This window comes from Sphingorhabdus sp. EL138 (assembly GCF_900258045.1).
Lineage (GTDB): Bacteria > Pseudomonadota > Alphaproteobacteria > Sphingomonadales > Sphingomonadaceae > Parasphingorhabdus.
The window spans coordinates 402,949-423,807 of record NZ_OGVD01000001.1 but is presented as its reverse complement, the minus strand read 5'-3'; the positions used below and the strand labels follow the sequence as shown (position 1 = coordinate 423,807).

Here is a 20,859-nt window from a genome sequence, read left to right as displayed (position 1 = left end):
TATCGCGGGAAATGAACGAAATCCACTAATAGATTGATGCCGAGATTTACATATTTCTTAACTTGCCCTATAGGAAGGGTAGGATTTTCAATCTCTTACTAGGAGATATTTCATATGAGCTACAGCAGCACTCTTACCCGTGCCGATCTTTCTGATACCATGAATCGCCAAGTCGGGCTGTCCAGAGCGGATAGCGCCGTTATGGTGGAATCAATTCTGGATCATATGATCAACGCCTTGATTGATGGCGAAAATGTCAAAATTTCCGGTTTTGGAACCTTTGTCCTGCGGGACAAGGGCGAACGCACAGGACGTAATCCGAAAACCGGTGTCGAAGTGCCAATTGCTCCGCGCCGGGTACTGACGTTCCGCGCCAGCCAAACGATGCGCGACCGCATAATCGCGGCCGGGTAGTCTGAAAGGTCGAGTATAGTATGACCAAGGACAGTGACGCATTCCGGACCATTGGAGAGCTTTCGAAAGAGCTGAATATCAAGCCCCATATATTGCGCTATTGGGAAGAACAATTTGGCATGCTCCAGCCGCTGAAACGGGCTGGCTCTCGTCGCCATTACCGGCCCGAAGATGTCGAGATGGTCAAGACGATCAACCGCCTACTCAACGAAGAAGGCTATACAATAAAAGGCGCACGCAAATTTCTGACATCACGGAAGAGCAAGCCTGCGGCTCAAGCGGTTGCCAGTGCTCGTGTTGCGTCTACGAATGAGATGGCGGCAGGTGTCAACGGCGACAATGGTATGATGTTGAAAGAGTTGAAAACCATTCGTGACCGGCTGTCGAGTGCATTGAGCGAGGCATAGCTGACAGGCGGCGTTACAGCAGTTTCAGCGCTTTCAGCTCCTGTTCCAGTGTCCTCGCATCCCGAAAATAATGGCCCCTCATGCCCAGTTTTTCACTGCCTGCCACATTTTCCGGACGGTCATCGATAAACAGGCATTGATCAGCAGTAACATCGAAGCGGTCGAGCGCCAGCTCGTAGATTGCGGTATCGGGCTTCACCAACTTTTCGTCGCCGGACACAATAATATCCGAAAAGGAATCAAAAATTTTGGCCGTTGGACGGAAGCCTCGCCAAAATTCCGAGCCGAAATTAGTGATCCCGAATATCGGGACGCCATTAGAGACCAGTTGCTTCACCAGTTGCAATGAGCCGGCTACAGGCCCTGGAATAGTTTCATTGAACCGTGTCGCATAAGCCTTGATATGCGATTCATATTGAGGAAATTGCGAGATCCGTTCAGGCACCATCTCGGCCAGCGGCCGGCCGGCATCATGTTGGAAATGCCATTCGGGCGTGATGACATTCAGCAGGAACCAGTCCAGTTCTTCTGCATCGTCGATCAGCTTTTCGAACAGACAGCGCAAATCCCATTGATACAGGACATTGCCGACATCGAAGATAACCGTATCAATTTTGGAAATGGCAGTCATGTCTGCCACAGGACGAATTTAGCCTTGGCGCGCCTTGAACCGGCGATTCGTTTTGTTGATCACATAGGTGCGGCCACGACGACGGATCACGCGGCAGTCCCGATGACGGTTTTTGAGCGACTTCAAAGAGTTGCGGATCTTCATTTTGGTACCACGCCTTAATATTCTGAATTTCTTGAAAACAGCCAAAGCTGCATGCAGACGGTGCAGTTAGGGTTACGGCCCAGCAAAGTCAAGCATATAGGCGGCTTATTCTCCGCGTATTTCACCCAATTTGCGTTCCCAGGCCAGTGCATGGGTCACAATTTTATCCAAATCCGCATATTGCGGCTGCCACGGGAAGCTTTTCATGATCGCACGATTGTCTGAAATCAGCGAATCGGGATCCCCGGCGCGGCGGCCTTCCAGCTTGCGGGAAATTTTGAGATTCGTGACCCGATCGACTGCGTCGAGCACTTCGAGCACCGAGAAACCCCGGCCATAACCACAATTGAGCAGGTGATTCTGTTCAGGATCAGCGATCAGTGCCTCAAGTGCCAGCACATGGGCGGCGGCGAGATCGGAAACATGGATGTAATCACGCACGCCGGTGCCATCGGGTGTGTCATAGTCAGTACCGAATACCGCAACGCTGTCGCGCTTGCCCAAAGCCGCTTCCACCGCGACCTTGATCAGATGGGTTGCGCCCGCCGTAGATTGACCTGTTCGCGCCTCGGGATCTGCACCAGCAACGTTGAAATAGCGCAGCGCACAGAAATTCAGATCATGCGCCGCTGACACATCGCGCAGCATATGCTCGGTCATAAGCTTGGACATGCCATAGGGATTGATCGGTAGCTGGGGTGTTTGTTCGCTCACCGGGCTTTCTTCGGGAATGCCATAGGTGGCCGCGGTGGATGAAAAAATGAAATGCTTTACCCCGCCAGTAACGGCCGCATCAATCAGGCTGCGGCTTTTGGCGCTGTTATTGTGATAATATTTGAGCGGATTTTCAACAGATTCCGGCACAATGATGGAACCTGCAAAATGCATGATCGCGCCGATATTTTCGTCTTCCATGATCTTGAGAACCAGAGCGGTATCTTCGATATCCCCTTCATAGAAGGTCACATCATCCGGCACAGCCCAGCGAAAACCGGTAGTGAGATTATCGATGACCGCAACCGGCCAGCCGGCGTCTTTTAGCGCTAAAACAGCATGGCTACCAATATAACCCGCGCCGCCTGTGACCAAAATAGTGAAGCGCTCTGGCATATTGTCTCCTCAAAAACCCATAAAAGAGGCGTGATATCCGGGAAAAGTCGTTATCCGGTTAACCATAGAGCCATGCGGATGCAATTATTTACGCGCGAGTATCGGAATTTAGGCTAAGATAGCGCACAGTTGGTCGGGAGTAGCAGAATATGGCACGCAAAAAGCTTTTCGGGATCGCAATGTTGTCACTGGCAATGACCGCCTGTGTAGCATCCACACCGCCGGTGAACGTCACCCGTTTTCATAATGCACAGGATGCGCAGATAGTCCCTGGAACGGTAGCAATCGTCTCAAACTCCGAAGTGAGCGATGGCCGGGTGTTGGAACAGGGCACTTATGAAGCCGCTGTGCGCAGGGAATTGCAGCGCGTCGGGTTTTCTGATCCGGGCTCTGATGCTGCCAATGGCGAATATGTCGCCAGAGTTTCGGTCGAACAAAGCCGGTTGTCGGCGGATGGCGGCCGGTCTCCCGTATCGGTTGGCGTGGGCGGCAGCACCGGAAGCTATGGATCGGGCGTTGGTCTGGGTATTGGCATCAACTTGAGCGGCAAGCCCAAAGACAGGATTGCAACCGAATTATCGGTCCGCATTACCCGCCGCGCTGATGGACAAACAGTCTGGGAAGGCCGCTCTTCGGTAGAAGCCAAAGATGGTTCTCCTGCATCACAGCCCGGTCTGGCAGCATCCAAATTGGCTGAAGCGTTATTCAGGGACTTCCCCGGAGAGTCAGGAACCACTATCAGGGTGCCATGAGCATTCAAATCACCGCCGCTTTTGATAGCGGAAACATCGTCGTCCATGACATTTCCGGCACCAAAGCCGAGCTATCGATCCGCAAGGACAAGGATAGCGATTTCTTCCAATGGTTCCATTTTCGCGTCACCTGCGAAATTGGCGATACGCTGGAACTCAATATCAATGGGCTGAAAGATTCTGCCTATCCCCAAGGCTGGCCTGGCTATAATGCCTGTGTCAGTGAAGACCGAGAATATTGGGGACGGGCGGACAGCAGCTATGACGAAGACAAGGGCACGCTTTCCATAAGTTATACCGCAACCAGCAATATCATCTGGTTCGCCTATTTTGCACCTTACAGTATGGACCGCCATCATGATCTGGTTTCCGAAGTCGCCTCAGTAGAGGGCGTTACATGCCGAACCTTGGGCTTTTCACTGGAAGGGCGACCTATTGATTGTCTCACAATGGGCGAAGGCGACAAACAGGTCTGGCTCTATGCCCGGCAACATCCCGGTGAGAGCATGGCCGAGTGGTGGATGGAAGGCGTGCTGGAAATGCTGACCGATCCTGCCGACCCGCATGCCCGGGCGTTGCTCCAGAAATGCCAGTTTCACGTCGTCCCGAATATGAACCCGGATGGTTCATTCAGAGGGCATCTACGAACCAATTACGCCGGAACGAACCTCAACCGGGAGTGGCATGAACCCACGGCGGAAAAAAGTCCGGAAGTGCTGTGCGTTCGAAACGCGATGGATGAAAGCGGCGTTGACTTTGCAATAGACGCTCACGGCGACGAGGCGATACCGGCGGTGTTTATTGCCGGATTTGAGGGCATACCGAGCTGGACCGATGAAATGGGGCGCAAATATAACGCCTATCGCGACCGGCTCGCCGCCCGAACACCCGATTTCCAGACCGAGCTGGGCTACCCGACTGCCGCAAAGGGCAAGGCCAATCTCTCCATGTCTACAAATCAGGTCGCCGAGCGTTTCGGAGCCATAGCGATGACACTGGAAATGCCATTCAAGGATAATCGTGATTTACCGGATGAAGAACAGGGCTGGTCACCGGAGCGTTGTAAATTGCTAGCTCGTGAGTGCTTGGCGACGTTGGCGGAGTTGATAGACGAGATTTAGAGTGTTTTGACGAAAACGGTCTAAATTCCTGACTCGTCGCAAACCCACTCAACCCAGCGCTTAGCTAACAAATCTCTTGAAAAATCATTTAGCGCCAATTGATGTGCCCTTGCACCCATATTGCTCATTGATTTTCGGTCAGCTTCCGCTTTTTCAAGTGCATCTGCAAACGCGATTGGATCATCGGGCGGTACAACGATGCCACATAAATTTTGTTCTATCAATTCTGCTACCCATCCTGGATAATTGTTGAGTACTGGCAAGCCCGCTGCAATATAGTCGAAAAACTTGTTAGGCGACGTGCCAAAGTAGAATGCGGGGATGTTGGCTAGGATTTGAAGTCCGATATCTGCTCCAGCTAGCAGCTTGGCTAGTTCTGCCTTCGGCACTGGGTCAATGAAAAATATGTTGTTGAGTTCTTTCTCAGTCGCAGCTGAGACAAGTTCAGGCTTTTCCATTCCGCTACCGACCAAAAGAAATTTGATCTTATTGTTGCCTCGCTCTTGAAGTATTTCGGCAGCCCGTACGACTGAACCCAGACCATTCGCACGCCCATGTGTCCCGGCGAAAATTGCCACAAAATCATGTTGCGTCAATGGACTTGGACGATAGGCCGCAGTGCCAGGGTGAAACAGATCGATGTCACAACCATTTGAGATCATCGTTATTTTGGATTCAGCAACCCCCCGACGCCTGATTCCTGCTGCGATGCCTGGCGATAGCGCAATAAGTCGATCCGCACTCCTGTAAGAAAGCCATTCAAGACAGGACAGCGCTAACAAAATGATCGGGTTGCGAATGACTCCCATATCACGCGGTAACTCAGGCCAGAGGTCACGAACTTCGAAAATAAAAGGTTTGCGCCTGAGCCACCTTCCCACAATGCCCGGGACGCCAACAGTCAGCGGCGTGGATGTAGCAAAAATACGGTCATATTTTTCGCGTAGAACGATCATTATTGCGGCGAGCATGAACTTCACGAAAATCCAGGTTCGCTTAAGGAAGCCATCGTTGTTTGAGTAGGAGAGCTCACATTCGATGACATCTATTTCATCGACATACCCACGGCGTCGACCCTTTTCAAATGGGCCAGTTAGGCCGGTATCACCATTTGCATAGCTGCCACAGACCATGGTGACTTGATGGCCTTCCGCTATCAAGCGCCGGGCCATATGGTAAGACCTGATTCCAACGGCACCCTTCGCCGTGGAAAAATGCTGATGAAAATATAGAATATGCATCAATTCCACTCAAATATGCTGGTTATGACTGCGGGAGATTGTACTTGTACGTGCAATACTGGAAGTTCGGTCTTTTCCATATAATGCCGCGATTCATAGCCCGTCTCGAGTGCGATCGTCGAGAGTTCTACATTTGCGTTTATTTGCATTTTCCCGTGGCGGCCAATCAAATTTTCTCCTTCCAATCTCCAATCATCGGGAGCAAATCGCCACCGCAAACTTGCATGTTTTGAGAAACCCTTGATGGTGTCGACGACCTCCATCCTATAATTGCTTAGCGTAATTTTCCGATCATGATATCGCTTCTTGTAGTCAAGATACGATGCCTCAAACCCCAGAATGTCGTTATTTTTGTCCAATATTAAGTTTCGTTCTTTGGTTCGCAACCATTTTGCCAGGAGAAATCTGCTGATTCTCGGCATAGCTTCTTCGCAATCGAAAAGGATTGTATTGTGAGCTTTGCCGCCTCCAAAATAACCAATCCATTCTTCACCGTCGTTATAACTGTAAGTCCCTCCATCTCTGAGAATATTTTGCCCTTTTATCCACAAATCTACATGCAAGGCGTCGTTTTGACTGGGCCGGAAATTAAAGCGGGGGTAGCGGATGACCGCTTTTGCATCTTCTTTTCTGAGGACAGCATAGCCACCATCGTCAAATACCATATGATCTGAACGTTCAAGAAGCTGCTCGGGTTGTGAAATATCAAGCCATTTTGATGCGCTGTTATACGCGCCCTCGCCGGGTAGCGCTCGTTCCAAAAACAGAGCGGAGGCCAATTGTACGGCCGGCCGGTAGTCTCGATACTGCGTATCTGCAAATGGGATGAGTTGCGCTCCATCATTTGCGCCAATATTCGGCGCGTCTCCGTTCCGCAGATTCATCATCTGTGCCAGCCAAGCAGTAGCCGCGGCAGCATGGGAATAGAAATTCTCCGAAAAGCGAGGAAGATCGAACTTGCGGCGCCAAACCTCCGCAATCGATAGACAGTCCAGCATCATGCGGTGATAATTGACGGAATACTGGCTGAAACTCCCGTCCGGACCAATCAATCGGTTTACCCGCTCTTCAATGCGTTTGCGGCCAGTTTTCAGCCATTTAGTATATTGACTGTTGGGTTCCTTGTTGAGCAACCAGCTTGCACCAATGAACATCGCGACCGCTTCTGATGTGCCATGATTGTTATCCTGTGCCGCTGCATATGATAGGGTAGGCGCAATGCGCTGTACATGCGCCTCTGCAGTAGCATAGATCGCATTGCATGGCGTGAGATGAGAATCCATGATCATAGCTGCCGTAGCCAGATGAATTAGTCTGATGGAGGCTTCCTGACCACACTTCCAGTTGGGCCCCAGATACTGAGGATTGTTCCTGTTCCAATCCGAAAGCCAAATATTCATGCGCTTCAAACTATGCAAATCGCCGTTTCGGGCACGTTGAGCCATCGGTAGAAGCCAATGCCAGCGGGACAATTCCCATATAGTTTTTATGTCTCCAACCGATACATCAAAATCCGCGATTTCCCACCACGGCCGGAGAGGTTGTTGCAGCGATGCACCTGTCAGAAGATTGGTCAGCCAATTGGGAGGCGTATCTGCTATGTCTATAGGGATATGGCCAAATAAGTGACCGTTTTCTTTCCAATTGTCCGGGGGGTTCTCGCCGACCGGCGGAGACTCGGTTGGGTCAAAGAATTTGCCGTCTATCTTTACCGGCTTTAACGATTGAACCGGGTGGAAACCGGTTTTAAGGCCATAGCGGTAGCGCGCGACGCGCAACAGGTTTTCAACACCTAACGCCCAATATGTACCCAGTTTGGTTGCAATATCTGTCACTGATCGCGAAGTGAATTTGCAACGTCAACGGTGACTCTGGCGACTTCGAATATCTGCTCGGCAGGAATGGCAGAGCTGCCGTTTGCGATAGCTGCCAGAAACGCTTTCGGGCAGTGTTCTTGCCCTTTATTTTGGCGTGCCAAGTTCATTTTTGAGAAGCCAGGCCACCCGAAAGCCTTGAGACTCCGAAAATTATCCAATTGAAGTGTACGACCGGCGGCAAATACCTCTATTCGCTCTTTGGGGAAACTTGCGGCTCCATTTGCGAGATACATAATCGTCCCGAATGATCCATCTTCAAAGCCTAGTGTAATCGAAGCTTTGTCCGTTGTCACACCCATTGCGTGATTTTTGCCCATAGTCCGACCTTGTGATGAAACAATAGGAGAGTCCGCCAAAAACCGCATAAGATCAATAAAATGACATGCTTCACCGATTATTCGTCCCCCACCCACGTCTGGATCCTGGGTCCAATGCTCTGCTGGGATGGCGCCCGCATTCATGACCATCAAAAATGACTTGGGTTCGTTAACTTGCTCCAACAACGATTTCATCTTCAATATCTGTGGTGCAAAGCGCCGATTATAACCGACCATCAGATGATTATTGCCGCCATTGCTATGATTTTGGGCATAAGCTTCTTCCACTGCCGATACTTCTGTTCGTGTCAGTCCCAGAGGTTTCTCTACAAACACGTGTTTGCCTGCATTCAGCGCTTTAACGGTCAGATCGGCGTGACTATCGTGACGTGTCGCGATCGCAACGACATTAATGGCGTCATTGGTCAACATTTCATCGACGTCGCTGGAGGCTTTGGCGAAACCTGCTTTGGTGCCGCTTATAGATCCGCTCAATCCGCCCGAGCTTACGATTGTATCAAGTTTCGCGCCCGCTTTCTGGAATGCAGGTATCAAAATCCTAGATGCGTAATTGCCTGCGCCAATGAAACCAACGACCGCTGCTCCGGATGAATATTCATCTGTTTGTTTGAGCGGAATTGTTCTGCAAACGCGATCCTCAGCAGTTGGCGGATAATCAAGCAGCATACCAAGACTGGATTTGTCGCTAGTAAGCCGATCATAGGCATTGACCGCGTTTTCAAAAGAGAACCTTGATGAGATTAGCTCATCAGTGCTGACTGCTCTCCGCTCCATCATATCCAGTATCGCTTCAAAATTGCGCCCCTCTGTCCATCTGACGAAGGCCGCTGGATAATCATTGCCTTTTTCTTCATATTCAGGGTCGTATCGCCCGGGACCATACGAACAAGAAACCTGAAAAGAGAGCTCTTTTTCATAGAAGTCTGACCGATTGAGATTGAGGCCGGTCACTCCAACTAAAACAATCCGACCTCGTTTTCGGCTCATTTGCGCTGCTTGAGTCACAGGGTCCGTTGATTCAGTTGATGCAGTGATGATTACGGCATCAACTCCGCGGCCACGACTGAATGCCATACCCGCACCGATTGGGTCTTCGCCATTGGACGGATTACATATTTCGGCACCATATCCTTTGGCAATCTCCAACTTGTTCTGATCGAAATCAATGGCCAGCACACGACACCCTTGCGCAATCAAGAGTTGAATTGTCAGCAATCCGACAAGACCTGCGCCGGTCACAACTATCGCTTCGCCCAATGTCGGTTGGGCGAGCCTGATTCCCTGCAATCCAATACTACCAATGACTACAAAAGCAGCGGTATCATTACTCACATTGCTGGGGATGGGAGCGCACAAAGTTTGAGAAACACGAACCACGTCCGCATGAGGGCCATTCGAAACGACCCTGTCTCCCACTGCGAATTGAGTCACTCTGGAGCCGACATCTATGACGACCCCAACATTGGAATAGCCAAGCGGAATAGGTTGACCGAGCTTCGATCTGACCGCATCGACAGTCGTCATTAGTCCATCCGTTTTGACTTTGTTTAGAACGTCGGCAACCCGTTCTGGTTGCTTTCGTGCCTTTTGTAGCAGGGATGCCTTGCCAAAATCGACCAACATTCGTTCCGTGCCAGCGGAAATCAGAGATGTAGAGGTTCGAATCAGAACGTCATTTGGCCCAACCGCCGGATCCGGAGCATCGACAATTTGTGTTTCACCGGTACTAAAGTATTGAACAATCTGTTTCATGGTGTCCTAATAAGTTACTGCTATTTGATGGCATCTAGGTCGTCATCTTGCCGGATTGCTATTCCCCTAAACACACCGCCGGTTTCGGGCAACAAGTGAATGGAATGGCTGAAGTCGAGGTGTTCTCTGTATGGCAGGGTTCTTCAGGGCTTTGCTCCGAAAAGCATCGGATCAGTCTATCGCAAAATTGCCATCAATAAACTGGTCACACCATATCTGTAAGCAAAGCACAGCAAATATGGTGTAAGAAGCATCCACTTTCCCGGCATCATTGGCAGCAATAAGTTGTTGAACGGCCACAGGGTCGAACAATCCTTGCCGTTTTATGTTTTCGTCACTCAGCAGCGAGGCTACTTGACTCTTCAACGGTCCTTTTAGCCATTCGCGCAAGGGCACACCAAATCCGGTTTTCTTCCTGTAGATAATATCGTCGGGCAGAATTCCTTCCATAGCTTTCTTAAATATCCACTTTCCGGTTCCACCGCGTTGTTTGAAGTCATCCGGTAGCGACAAAACGGTATTTATCAAATCTCTATCAAGCAGTGGAACCCGGATTTCGACACTTGCGGCCATGCCCATTTTATCTGCATAATTAAGATTATGGTCTGCCAAAAAATGCTTGCCTTCCAAATATAACATCCGCTCCAGCGGAGAATGGCCACTGGGCAAACCTTCAAGAGACTTCAGCATAGGTGCAGACACATCATCATCCGATAATCCGGCCCGCAATTCTGGCGACAGCAAGCCCAAAGCCTCTGCAGGATCCAACCATAAAAAGTAGCTGGCCAACCTCTCGTCAACGTTCAGGTCCGCATATTGAAATGCTTTTCCCACCCGGCGAGATATGGGTGGAGATGATGGTAAGGTCTTGGCTGCGCTGCTCAAAATGGATCGGCCTGTTTTTGGTAACCAGGACCAGTATCTCTCCTGCATCAAAGCAAAATGGCGCCGATAACCAGTAAATATGTCATCGCCACCTGATCCTGATAGAAGCACTTTAATGCCCTTGGATCGAGCCAATTCGGCAATATACAGGGTGTTGAGTGCAGCAAAATCGGCTGTCGGCTCATCGAGAAAGTAAATCATCTCTCCCAATCGATCTATCATATTCCCTTCAGCTTTTATGACATTCAGGTTTACGTCTAGGTGCTTTGCTACGCTGCGTGCATAACGCAAATCATCGACTAATCCCTCCGCTCCAATTTGTTCGGAAATATCGATGGAAAAGCACTCAAGCTTTCCGGGTCCGTTATGGATACGGCTTGCGAACGCCGCAATCGAGGAAGAATCCAAGCCACCAGATAAGAAAGCACCTAAAGGAACATCTGAAATCAACTGTCGGCCAATGGCAGTCTCCAAGGCATCTCGAACACTTACAACTGCTTTCTCTACCGAAATTTCTTGCTTTGTGCCGGGAGGTGCAATCGGATCAAAGAAGATCGCTTGATTTACCTTCTGACCATCTTTGTACTGGACATATTCACCGGGTAATAGTTTTTGCACTTCATTTACGATGGTCTCGCGGCCGGGAGAATAGAGATATGAAAGATGATGAAGCACCGCCCTTGGATTGATGGACGGGTTTACAAAACCTCCTCGTATCAAAACCTTCATTTCACTTGCGAAGGCAACGCCATCAGACACTTCAGAATAGTATAGAGGCTTAACACCGACCGCATCGCGAGCCAAAGTCAATACTCGCTGATCCCGATCCCAAAAAGCAACTGCAAAAATGCCGTTTAATTTTTCGAATGCCGCAGTTCCTTGCTGCTCGAATAATTTTAGCAATACCTCCGAATCCGAATGACCCAGGAAGCTCCGGCCTGCAGCTTCCAACTCAAGGCGCAGTTCCTGATAATTGTAAATTTCACCATTGTAGACCATGATATATCGGCCGTCTTCAGAGACCATCGGTTGGTTCCCGGCGGGCGATAAATCCAATATTGATAGGCGGCGATGGCCAAGAAAAACATTATTCTCTTTGTCGCACCATTCGCCTGAACTGTCCGGCCCCCTGCGACGAATTATTGAAAGTGGATCCTTTGCTGCACCATCAAACGCACCAAGGCTGCCAAAAATTCCGCACATATTGTCAGCTTCCCGTCGATGATTTTTTGTCGGAGATCAGTTGATCATAGCATACGAAGGTTGAATACAGCACAAGAGCGATAAATGAAGCCAGTAAGGGCTGTCTCAGAGGGACGTTGATGTTGTTGCTAAACAGCAGGCATACGATTGTGATCGTAAAAAATGCTCTGACCAATATATACTCTCCCCCCTTTCCTAGAACCATAATGTAACCTGCGCAGGCTCTGTATAAGAACAAAATTACTACATATGCTATAGGTATAAAGAGAGCCAAACCTCCCCATGCAAGCGTATCGACATAATAATTATGGGCACTAGGGAAGTCTGTATAGAGTCCCAAATAGTTGTTGAGTGGTGACCGCATACCTGTGCCAAATAGTGGTTGATTTGCGAAAAACTCATAATATTGAGTTACTGCAAGATCTCTACCACCATAAGACTGCCCTGATTCAGTGAATTGAGAAAATTTGCTTATTGATGTGTATGTACTGCCCGCCGCCTGATCAGTCAGATATGTCAAATTGGATAGAAATAATATGATAACGGCAGGAAATGATATGCATAATACCAATAGCCTTGCTCTACTATTTATAACAAAAATCATAACTAAAGATAACAAAAACGCCAATATAGCTTCTCTCGAAGCCATAAAAGCTAAGCATGAAAAACCAATGCCTATAAATATCAATGTTTCAAAGCGGATAAAATTTATTATCCGGGATCTGGTTATCGATATCAATAAAATAAAGCTGAAGCAAATCATGGTGGGAATATAGACATACATTTGGTAGTGTCCTGGGAGTACCAAATTGCTTGAAATCCTGCCATCCTGCTGGAGCGATCCATAGATCAAGAATTCACCAACGCCAGCAGCAAATAAATAGAGGCCATTTGCTATCGTACCAAAAGCAATCGGTCGCAATACTTTCGGAGATATGGGGTTTAACTCAATCGCGAAATAGTATGACAGCCATAAGAATGGGAGACTCCAGACGACGCCCATGGCCAGCGGTTCAGTGACGCCATTAAAAATGGCGTTGAAAAAGCTTATAAATATAATCGCCATCACAATTGCTAAAAATCTAAAAGAGTTTTTAGTCATGTTTTGAATGATGGTCGGCAGCGTGATTAGTATCGAAATCAGGGTTAAGGGTATTCCTAACGTTGTGTCTTCAAATCCAACAATATTGTAGATTAGCGTAGGGTTAGTCGGGTCAATAAATATTGAAGTTGGGGCCAAGAAAAGTACGATTTTCAGACCCAGTGGTATGTCTTTGTCGGTTTTGTCGATGATGGATTTCATGTGCATCACTTCCGAATTTTGTGCCTAAAAAGGAACAACACAAATGAAGACAGTGAAGCTCCGGCTATGACGGCAATAACAGCCAATTCAATATCGGCCTGTTGTCCGAGAACTAAAAAGATTAGCGCGATCAGTAGCAGCTCAAGAAAATTGGTTATCAAAGCTAATATATAACGATTATATGCCAATAGGATTGTTCCACTGAAAACAACGTACGATTTCAAAGGCAATGTGGCCGTTAAGATCATCGCCGCCAATAATGCATCATCATATTCCGTCTCAATTGCAAAACGTAGCAGCGAAATTACTGCAATAATTATTGCTGCGATAAGTCCCGATCCCAACAATAAGCGCCTTTTTAGGATGTGTATCAATTCAGGCTGCCGTGTTCCGTCAGCTGAAACGAGTTGAGGTAATCCGTTTTGGGTTATTATCGTCAAGGGTAGGGTCGCAAAAGTCATAAGCAATGTCGCTACACCGAAATTTCCAATATCATCGCTTGCGGCGCTGTATATGCCAAGCAAAACGATGGGAGCGGCATCTGCAGCCATTCTAAAAATTAGTGAAAAATTGACCAGCGTGGCGCGCGCTGCAGTCTTAAGCAATGGCAAGAATTGGAACCTTCTTGTCCATTGGATTTTTGGCCAATATTTCATAGAAGCCGCCAAAATTGAAACGGCCAATATCAACTCACCGACCACCCGCCCAGATATCCAAGAGAAAAGTGTTTTCTGACCAGCTCCCACAAGATGAGCAGCAATCGCAAGTAGCGATCCAATGAACACCACTATGTAAATCCTTGGAACTATCATCAGGCCCTGACTGATGGCAGAGACGAGTCGTGTAATATTGATGCTTAAGATCAAAAATAGAGCAAAGGCGGCCAGTTCTTTCAAAGGCTGCACGAAGTCAAAGTCGAGAAGCAGCGTCGCAAGCAAAAGGATTGCAACAATCGCAATCCCTATTATCGGTAAAATGAGAAGATTGCGAATGGCCTCTCCCCGATGCTCAATATTGGCAGCTGCTGTGTCGCGCATCGCAAGAGTGGGTGCTCCAAAGCCCGCAACGATAACAAGTACAGAGACAACACTTTCAAACGTACGAATGGAACCAATTTCCGAAGGGTTCAGAATAAGTGTTGATAGACTTTGGCTGACCAATACCGTTCCTTGAACGGCGATCATCAAAACAAATAGAGGTAAGAAGCCACCGGACTCGAAACGGCTCTTCAGGTTGCGCAAAAAACTGGCCCCTAGCACAACCGGATCTCGGAGTGGCCTGTTGTCAGAACTCTACTTAAAAGCAATTTGATAGTCAGCCTTGGTCACGTTGTTAGGGGCATCCAATTCGTGCGGGAAACTCAAATCACCCTCTGAGCTGCCATTTGGATCGGAGAATGTAACTTCAATGACGAGGGGAGTTTGACCGGGATTAACATCCGCAAAGTTATTGCAATGCACATGTGCGACCCCCAAGGGTAGCTTGTCTACAAAGCGCTTTATGGTGTCAATATGTAGGTCAACGTCGTGAAACTCGATTACCAGACCGGAGAGCCTGTCAGCGACAGCAATCAAATCATCTAAAATCCGATATTCCCAACCCTCAATATCGATTTTCAGGAAAGCCCGTTGATCTGCAACGACATGCTTGTCGAAAATCGACTTCAGGGAGACGAAGTTTGGCTTCTTGTCATACCCTACAAAATATTTGTGATGGCGTTTTGATCCTGAAAAAAACAAGTTGTAGGTACTTAAGGCAAAAATAGAATGGAACAGCCTTTTCAGTTTGAAGAACTGTAGTGATGATTTGATCAACATTTTAAACAGGTCATACAGGCTTATACTGCCATCGAATGCCTCCAATGGAACATTGTTCACTTTCAAAAAAGCATCCTCAAATGACCAATCATCGCATATCCCAAGCGATATCAGGATGTCGGCATTTTCGACGTCCTGCTTAACCACCAAATACCCGCCGTCGCCATCGCTACCCAGTCTGACAAGATCAAATTTACCTACAGGTCGAAGAAATTGACCCAAAACAGCCTGGTTATTCATAGTTACTGGATACCTCTATCGTCGCGTGAGAAGTTTTTTGAATAGCGCAACCTCAAAAAAGCGCTGATTTCTTGTAAATATAGCGGTAGCTGGTCAAATTAACTGGATCGGCATATTAGCGCGATTTTATAGCTGCAGCATTATTAATGACTTCCTCCAAGGCGTTTCGTCGCCTGTTATATGAATACCTATCTTTTATCCAGTTATGCCGCAAAACATCCTCTTTCACATCAGTCGGTGCTTCGATCACAGCCGCCATTCCGGCTGCGATAGCTTCAATATCATTTGGGTCAACGATTATACCATCTGGGCCTGCTACCTCGGGGACAGCACCCCTGTTAGAGGTGATGATGCGCGCGCCGCTCGCAACCGCTTCTGCTATCGCTAGCCCGAAGCCCTCATATAGCGAGGGCTGAATATAGGCAACACAATGTCTATAATGCCTAATCTTGTCTTCCTCGGACACCATACCCAAAAACTCGACTTTTCGTTCGACACCCAGTTCTCGAGCCAATGCTTTTAGGCTTTTAGTATATTCAGAGGTTTTGCCGGCGATCTTCAAGCATGCTTCAGGATAATCTTTTGCTACTTGAGCAAAGGCTCGAATGGTTTGAGGTAAACCTTTTCTAATTGCATTCTCGCGGGTCGAAAGTGCAACAGCAAAAAAATAATCGCCTTTAGCTGCATTTGATGATGGGGTATATTTTTCCATATCAATAGCAAGGGGCACTAACGAAGGTCTCCGAACCTTCAAATTGGAAGTGACTTCAGTATATTCATATTGCGATATAAAAAGATTGGCGTTTGCAGCGCGCAACATCCCGGCAAGGATCAGCTTTTGCCAAGCTGGCCTATCCAAATAGCAGGTGCCAGGCAATTCTTCTCTGCATGTCGCGTAATCGAATGCCCCAGTTACAACGACTGGCTTTTTCCTCAACCAAGCCCTCGGTAAAACATAAGGTGCATGCCCCCACCACCAACAATAATAGAGGTCGGCTGTTTTATCGATCATTGCAGGAGAACCAGCCAATATGACTTCATGGCCCATTTCTCGGAGAAGCATGATATCTACACGATAAAATTCAATTTTATCGAACATCTCACGCCAATTTTCATGCTGGGAGAGATTAGCAAAAAAACATATCCGCACTAATTTTCAACTTACTATTTCTGTCAGTCCGAAGCCGCGTTATACATATTCCGAAAGATTTCAACTAAATCAAAATGATCCAAGTTGGGGGCGAGTGCGCGAAGCTTGGATGGGTCGCCGCAAAGATAAGTTATTTCGTTGTCTCGTACTAGCCGCTCATCCGTTTGAATGTCGATCATGTGCCCAGATATCTCAGCTACGATCTGAATGGTCTGCTCGATTGAGACGGCTTGTCCGGAACAAATATTATAGATCTCGCCATTTACTCCCTGGTCGAGCAACGCCTTATAAGCAGAAACGACAAAGCGCACATCTGATAGATCGCGGAAAACATCGGTACGTCCAAGTTTCAATGCAGTGTCGCGGCGCTTGAAGGCTTTTACAATTTTCTGGAAGACAAAATTTTCTGATTGACCGGGGCCGGTGTAGTTAAACGGTCGAGCGATGACGATAGGAAGCTTTGTAAACCAATGAAGGGCAGCCAGTTCGACGGTAACCTTACTCATCCCATAGTGGTTCATCGGCTGATAAGCTTGGGTTTCAGCAATATACTTACTATCGGCATTTCCGTAAACATTGGCGCTGCTAGCGATCACAACTTTCTTGAGGTTTATGTCCGACTTGCCCAACGCTGCGAGTAAATTTTCGGTACCCCTTAGGTTAATATGATAGAAATCGAGCGGTTCTCCGACAACGTGAGATTTCGCAGCCAAATGAACCACATGTGTCGGTAAAGTTTCTGTTATGGTCTTTAGAAGGCGATCGTTATCCAGAAGATCAACCTGGCGATAGTTATGAAGTTCGCTGTCTCGTTCTTGACCAATGGGGATCACATCGTGGCCGAGTTGCCGCAGATATTGCGTCAAATGGAGCCCCGTGAAGCCAGATGCCCCAGTGATCAGAACACGCATCAGTTAATCTTCTCCGCGCCAACCCTTTTCATATCTGCTTCAACCATCAGAAGACAAAGCTTCTCAAGATCGGTTGTTGGTCGCCAATTCAGCAATTTATCAGCTTTAGATGCATCACCAATCAAAAGATCAACTTCACTTGGCCTGTAAAAATCAGGGTTTATCGAGACGCGTTTCACACCTGTTGAACGATCCAGAGCAAACTCATCAACGCCTGTTCCCTGCCAATCCAAATCAATATTCGCGGCAGCAAAGCTCATTGTAACAAAGTCCCGCACCGAAAGCGTACGGTTAGTAGCAAGGACAAAAGTATCTGCCACATCATGTTGAAGCATGGCATGCATCCCTTGCACATAATCGTCTGCATATCCCCAATCACGTTTGGCATCAATGTTACCCAGCTCCAGGCGGTCTTGCTTGCCTAGTTTGATTCTTGCGACCCCGTCCGTAATTTTCCTTGTTACAAATTCTTTCCCACGAAGCGGGGACTCATGATTGAACAATATTCCGCTGCATGCAAAAATATCATAGGCTTCACGGTAGTTCACGACCATACTATGCGCGTATAGCTTTGCTGCGCCATAAGGACTTCTGGGATAGAATGCAGTTTTTTCGGTTTGAGGTACTTGTTGAACCAATCCAAACATTTCTGAGGTGGAAGCCTGGTAGAACCGTATCTTGTGATCGATCACTCTGATTGCTTCAAGTAGATTCACAGGGCCGATACCGGTTATCTGTGCGGTTGTAACTGGTTGGTCAAAAGATACGCCAACAAAACTTTGTGCCGCAAGGTTATAGATTTCGTCAGGTCGATATTTGTCAATCAGGCGAATGGCAGACCCGGAATCGGTGAGATCATATTCAACCAGTTCCATATTATCACGATGCGTGATGTTCAAATAATCCAGTCGCCAGAAATTGACCGAGCTTGTTCTTCTATATGTCCCGATCACTTTGTAACCATTACCAAGCAGGAATTTCGCCAGATATGCGCCGTCCTGGCCGGTGATGCCGGTTATGATCGCAACTTTCATCATATTATCCTTCTAAATCTGATTATAGGCTCTGTCAGACCGGGGTCTTGCCGCTCCAAAAACCTCTTACATCAATGATTTGCTTGCCTGACAAGGATTCTAGGGGGATATCCTTAAAAGCACTATGGTCGACCAGCAACAAGACGATGTCTGCTTGAGCAATTGCCTGTTTTGCCGATGTCAATTTAGCAGCCTGACCAAGAGATTCGGGAAGTTTCTCAATATGAGGTTCTACCGCTAGTACTTCCATTGCATTATTACGTGACAAAACTTCACATATATCAACGGCCGGGCTTTCCCTGAGATCATCTATGTTAGGTTTGAACGCTAGGCCTAGACAAGCGACCCGAACGGTTGTCATTGCATCACGAGATCGCAATAGCTCTGCGGCTGAATCAACTTTATCTACAACCCAATCTGGCTTGCCGTCGTTAACCAGCCTGGCCTGTTTTATTAATCTGGCTTCTTCTGGGGCGGAATGGATAATGAACCATGGATCAACGGCAATACAGTGCCCCCCTACGCCTGGGCCCGGCTGCAATATATTAACTCTGGGGTGCAGATTCGCCAGCTCTATCAATTCCCAGACTTCAATACCCAGCTTGTCACAGATCAGTGACAGTTCATTGGCAAAAGCAATATTGACATCTCTGAAACTGTTCTCCGCCAACTTGCACATTTCTGCGGTGCGCGCATCCGTACAAACAAAGTTCCCCTCCACGAATATTTCATAAAGCTCTTTTGAAAGCTCTGAACATTGAGGTGTAAGGCCGCCGATTACACGATCATTGGAAACAAGTTCCCTCAATATCTTTCCTGGCAATACTCGCTCCGGACAATGAGAAATCCGAATGTCTGAGTTACTCCCATAGATGTGCGGGAAGGTCATATCGGGTCGTTCGTCAGCTAACCATTCCGAGATTTTTTGCGTCGTGCCGACAGGTGATGTTGACTCGAGAACCACTAAGTTTCCAGGCTGCAACACTGGGGCAATTGCCTTAACGGCGGCCTCGATGTAGCTGATGTCGGGCTCATGATCATTTTTGAATGGCGTCGGAACTGCTATCAAAAAGGCGTCCGCCGGTTTCGCCGCGCTGACCGCTGTAAGATAGCCATCACTAACAGCAGCGTGGAGCATTTCGTCCAATTCCGGTTCCACAATATGGCTTTGGCCATTATTTATGCTTTCAACCGCTTTTGGGTTAACGTCCAGACCCACAACATGGTGTTTTCGCGATGCAATAATAGTTGCAGTTGGCAGCCCAATATAACCCAGGCCTACTACGCAGATTTTTTTGAATTTCATGATCGACTGCTCTGTGGCTTTCTTTATTGGCGCTTCGCGGACGAGTGCTCAACTAACCTTCGAACTATCCGGCCACAAGCATTACCGTCCCCGTATGGATTATGACTGCCACTCATTTTTGCATAGGCGGTTTGATCTGTCAGCAATAGCCGAACGTTATCCACGATCTTTTGCACATCGGTTCCAACGAGTTTGACGGTGCCAGCATCCACTGCCTCCATTCTTTCAGTTGTGTCGCGCATGACCAGCACAGGCTTGCCTAACGACGGTGCCTCTTCCTGCACTCCGCCGGAATCGGTCACTATCAGGTCACAGCGATTCATGAGATAGACGAAGGGCAAATATCCCTGCGGCTCGACAAGGTGGATATTCGATATTCCAGACAAGAACCTTTCAACCGGCCGTTGGACTTCCGGGTTCAAGTGCACAGGATAAACAATATCAACATCTGGAAACTCTTCCGCTATCTCGACCAGAGCAGCACAAATACGTTCAAAGCCACCGCCAAAGCTTTCGCGCCTGTGACCCGTCACCAAGATCAAACGAGAATCTTCGCGCAAGGTGGTGAAATTGTCTTTCATGCTTGCGCGAAGTTCTTCATCCTTATCAAGCTTGGAAACAACAAGTTTTAACGCATCAATGACTGTGTTGCCGGTGACTTCGATCGAAGAAGCAGGTGCGCCTTCTCTCAACAGATTTTCGGCCGCAGTTTCTGTTGGAGCGAAATGTATGTTTGCAAGTCGGCCGGTGATTTGACGGTTCGCTTCTTCAGGCCACGGAGATTGCAGATTATATGTTCGCAATCCCGCCTCGACATGGCCAATTTGGATGCCAGCGTAGAAGGCAGCAAGAGCTGTAGCGGTTGATGTCGTAGTGTCTCCATGCACCAGAACAAAATCCGGTTGAAATTCTGTGATGACCTCTTCCATTTTTTCCAAGACCGTCGTTGTAATGTGGGTCAGTCCTTGTCCTGCCCTCATTATCTTCAGATCTATGTCGGGTACTATTTCAAAAAGGTCATTAACCTGCTTGAGCATTTCAGCATGCTGTCCCGTCACACATACCATGCTTTTCAATTCAGGGGCTTCCGCTATTGCTTTCACCACAGGTGCCATTTTTATGGCTTCAGGTCGTGTGCCAAATACACTTAGTACGCGCATAAACTGTTCATGATTTTGTCAAACCTGCAACGGGAAAAGAGCGAATTGATCGATAAAGCTCTG

Annotated in this window: 19 protein-coding genes; 4 read left to right on the top strand and 15 right to left on the bottom strand. The window is 48.0% G+C overall.

From position 1 onward, the window contains the following. Positions 1-114: 114 nt before the first annotated feature. On the top strand, positions 115-414 hold the full coding sequence (locus DK507_RS02060; RefSeq protein WP_109354439.1) for an integration host factor subunit alpha: 300 nt from the start codon (positions 115-117) through the stop codon (positions 412-414). A gap of 20 nt (positions 415-434) precedes the next feature. After that, the gene (locus tag DK507_RS02055; RefSeq protein WP_109354437.1) at positions 435-821 is read left to right on the top strand and encodes a MerR family transcriptional regulator; all 387 of its coding nucleotides are present in this window, start codon (positions 435-437) and stop codon (positions 819-821) included. Positions 822-834: 13 nt separating this feature from the next. On the opposite strand, the gene DK507_RS02050 is transcribed toward DK507_RS02055, so the two are convergent. The 3 genes from DK507_RS02050 to galE form a co-directional block, all read right to left on the bottom strand. Further along, complete coding sequence (locus tag DK507_RS02050; RefSeq protein ID WP_109354433.1) at positions 835-1,452, bottom strand: HAD family phosphatase; 618 nt, start codon at positions 1,450-1,452, stop codon at positions 835-837. A gap of 18 nt (positions 1,453-1,470) precedes the next feature. Next, complete coding sequence (gene ykgO, locus DK507_RS02045; RefSeq protein WP_007165381.1) at positions 1,471-1,596, bottom strand: type B 50S ribosomal protein L36; 126 nt, start codon at positions 1,594-1,596, stop codon at positions 1,471-1,473. A 105-nt stretch (positions 1,597-1,701) separates the two neighbouring features. Beyond that, complete coding sequence (gene galE / locus DK507_RS02040) at positions 1,702-2,706, bottom strand: UDP-glucose 4-epimerase GalE (RefSeq protein WP_109354432.1); 1,005 nt, start codon at positions 2,704-2,706, stop codon at positions 1,702-1,704. A gap of 149 nt (positions 2,707-2,855) precedes the next feature. On the opposite strand from galE, the gene DK507_RS02035 reads away from it, so the two are divergent. Further along, positions 2,856-3,458 (top strand): DUF4136 domain-containing protein, encoded by a 603-nt coding sequence (locus DK507_RS02035; protein ID WP_109354431.1) that lies wholly within the window; start codon positions 2,856-2,858, stop codon positions 3,456-3,458. Next, positions 3,455-4,579, top strand: coding sequence for a M14-type cytosolic carboxypeptidase (locus DK507_RS02030; protein WP_109354429.1), 1,125 nt, complete (start codon positions 3,455-3,457; stop codon positions 4,577-4,579). The genes DK507_RS02035 and DK507_RS02030 overlap by 4 nt, the downstream gene beginning before the upstream one ends. Positions 4,580-4,599: 20 nt before the next feature. On the opposite strand, the gene DK507_RS02025 is transcribed toward DK507_RS02030, so the two are convergent. The 12 genes from DK507_RS02025 to wecB form a co-directional block, all read right to left on the bottom strand. Then, positions 4,600-5,820: a glycosyltransferase family 4 protein gene (locus DK507_RS02025; RefSeq protein WP_109354428.1), complete on the bottom strand. Its 1,221-nt coding sequence runs from the start codon at positions 5,818-5,820 to the stop codon at positions 4,600-4,602. Then, positions 5,820-7,655, bottom strand: coding sequence for a heparinase II/III family protein (locus DK507_RS02020; protein ID WP_216822315.1), 1,836 nt, complete (start codon positions 7,653-7,655; stop codon positions 5,820-5,822). Before DK507_RS02020 ends, DK507_RS02025 begins: the two co-directional genes overlap by 1 nt. Further along, the gene (locus DK507_RS02015; protein ID WP_109354427.1) at positions 7,652-9,787 is read right to left on the bottom strand and encodes a bi-domain-containing oxidoreductase; all 2,136 of its coding nucleotides are present in this window, start codon (positions 9,785-9,787) and stop codon (positions 7,652-7,654) included. Before DK507_RS02015 ends, DK507_RS02020 begins: the two co-directional genes overlap by 4 nt. Before the next feature lie 171 nt (positions 9,788-9,958). Beyond that, positions 9,959-11,875 (bottom strand): asparagine synthase (glutamine-hydrolyzing), encoded by a 1,917-nt coding sequence (gene asnB / locus DK507_RS02010; protein WP_109354426.1) that lies wholly within the window; start codon positions 11,873-11,875, stop codon positions 9,959-9,961. Positions 11,876-11,879: 4 nt separating this feature from the next. Then, positions 11,880-13,178, bottom strand: a complete 1,299-nt coding sequence (locus tag DK507_RS02005) for an O-antigen ligase (protein WP_162558846.1) — start codon at positions 13,176-13,178, stop codon at positions 11,880-11,882. A gap of 5 nt (positions 13,179-13,183) precedes the next feature. Continuing rightward, on the bottom strand, positions 13,184-14,419 hold the full coding sequence (locus DK507_RS02000; RefSeq protein WP_109354424.1) for a lipopolysaccharide biosynthesis protein: 1,236 nt from the start codon (positions 14,417-14,419) through the stop codon (positions 13,184-13,186). A 51-nt stretch (positions 14,420-14,470) separates the two neighbouring features. Next, positions 14,471-15,235: an FkbM family methyltransferase gene (locus DK507_RS01995; protein ID WP_109354423.1), complete on the bottom strand. Its 765-nt coding sequence runs from the start codon at positions 15,233-15,235 to the stop codon at positions 14,471-14,473. A 115-nt stretch (positions 15,236-15,350) separates the two neighbouring features. Next, a complete protein-coding gene (locus DK507_RS01990; protein ID WP_216822314.1) occupies positions 15,351-16,334 on the bottom strand; it encodes a glycosyltransferase in 984 nt (327 codons plus the stop codon). Positions 16,335-16,408: 74 nt separating this feature from the next. Next, positions 16,409-17,296: a GDP-mannose 4,6-dehydratase gene (locus DK507_RS01985; RefSeq protein WP_109354420.1), complete on the bottom strand. Its 888-nt coding sequence runs from the start codon at positions 17,294-17,296 to the stop codon at positions 16,409-16,411. Further along, entirely contained in the window at positions 17,296-18,330 is a 1,035-nt protein-coding gene (gene gmd, locus DK507_RS01980) for a GDP-mannose 4,6-dehydratase (RefSeq protein ID WP_109354419.1), read from the bottom strand. Before gmd ends, DK507_RS01985 begins: the two co-directional genes overlap by 1 nt. Positions 18,331-18,364: 34 nt before the next feature. Next, positions 18,365-19,636 carry a UDP-N-acetyl-D-mannosamine dehydrogenase gene (wecC, locus tag DK507_RS01975; protein ID WP_109354416.1) on the bottom strand — a complete coding sequence of 424 codons (1,272 nt, stop codon included), beginning with the start codon at positions 19,634-19,636 and terminating at the stop codon, positions 18,365-18,367. Positions 19,637-19,659: 23 nt separating this feature from the next. Further along, complete coding sequence (wecB, locus tag DK507_RS01970; RefSeq protein ID WP_109354415.1) at positions 19,660-20,796, bottom strand: non-hydrolyzing UDP-N-acetylglucosamine 2-epimerase; 1,137 nt, start codon at positions 20,794-20,796, stop codon at positions 19,660-19,662. Positions 20,797-20,859 lie beyond the last annotated feature (63 nt).

Bases quoted from the DNA above. Each gene is read 5' to 3' on its own strand.
- DK507_RS02060 (WP_109354439.1), top strand. From the start codon at position 115: ATGAGCTACAGCAGCACTCTTACCCGTGCCGATCTTTCTGATACCATG.
- DK507_RS02055 (WP_109354437.1), top strand. From the start codon at position 435: ATGACCAAGGACAGTGACGCATTCCGGACCATTGGAGAGCTTTCGAAA.
- DK507_RS02050 (WP_109354433.1), bottom strand. From the start codon at position 1,452: ATGACTGCCATTTCCAAAATTGATACGGTTATCTTCGATGTCGGCAAT.
- ykgO (WP_007165381.1), bottom strand. From the start codon at position 1,596: ATGAAGATCCGCAACTCTTTGAAGTCGCTCAAAAACCGTCATCGGGAC.
- galE (WP_109354432.1), bottom strand. From the start codon at position 2,706: ATGCCAGAGCGCTTCACTATTTTGGTCACAGGCGGCGCGGGTTATATT.
- DK507_RS02035 (WP_109354431.1), top strand. From the start codon at position 2,856: ATGGCACGCAAAAAGCTTTTCGGGATCGCAATGTTGTCACTGGCAATG.
- DK507_RS02030 (WP_109354429.1), top strand. From the start codon at position 3,455: ATGAGCATTCAAATCACCGCCGCTTTTGATAGCGGAAACATCGTCGTC.
- DK507_RS02025 (WP_109354428.1), bottom strand. From the start codon at position 5,820: ATGCATATTCTATATTTTCATCAGCATTTTTCCACGGCGAAGGGTGCC.
- DK507_RS02015 (WP_109354427.1), bottom strand. From the start codon at position 9,787: ATGAAACAGATTGTTCAATACTTTAGTACCGGTGAAACACAAATTGTC.
- asnB (WP_109354426.1), bottom strand. From the start codon at position 11,875: ATGTGCGGAATTTTTGGCAGCCTTGGTGCGTTTGATGGTGCAGCAAAG.
- DK507_RS02005 (WP_162558846.1), bottom strand. From the start codon at position 13,178: ATGAAATCCATCATCGACAAAACCGACAAAGACATACCACTGGGTCTG.
- DK507_RS01995 (WP_109354423.1), bottom strand. From the start codon at position 15,235: ATGAATAACCAGGCTGTTTTGGGTCAATTTCTTCGACCTGTAGGTAAA.
- DK507_RS01990 (WP_216822314.1), bottom strand. From the start codon at position 16,334: ATGTTCGATAAAATTGAATTTTATCGTGTAGATATCATGCTTCTCCGA.
- DK507_RS01985 (WP_109354420.1), bottom strand. From the start codon at position 17,296: ATGCGTGTTCTGATCACTGGGGCATCTGGCTTCACGGGGCTCCATTTG.
- gmd (WP_109354419.1), bottom strand. From the start codon at position 18,330: ATGAAAGTTGCGATCATAACCGGCATCACCGGCCAGGACGGCGCATAT.
- wecC (WP_109354416.1), bottom strand. From the start codon at position 19,636: ATGAAATTCAAAAAAATCTGCGTAGTAGGCCTGGGTTATATTGGGCTG.
- wecB (WP_109354415.1), bottom strand. From the start codon at position 20,796: ATGCGCGTACTAAGTGTATTTGGCACACGACCTGAAGCCATAAAAATG.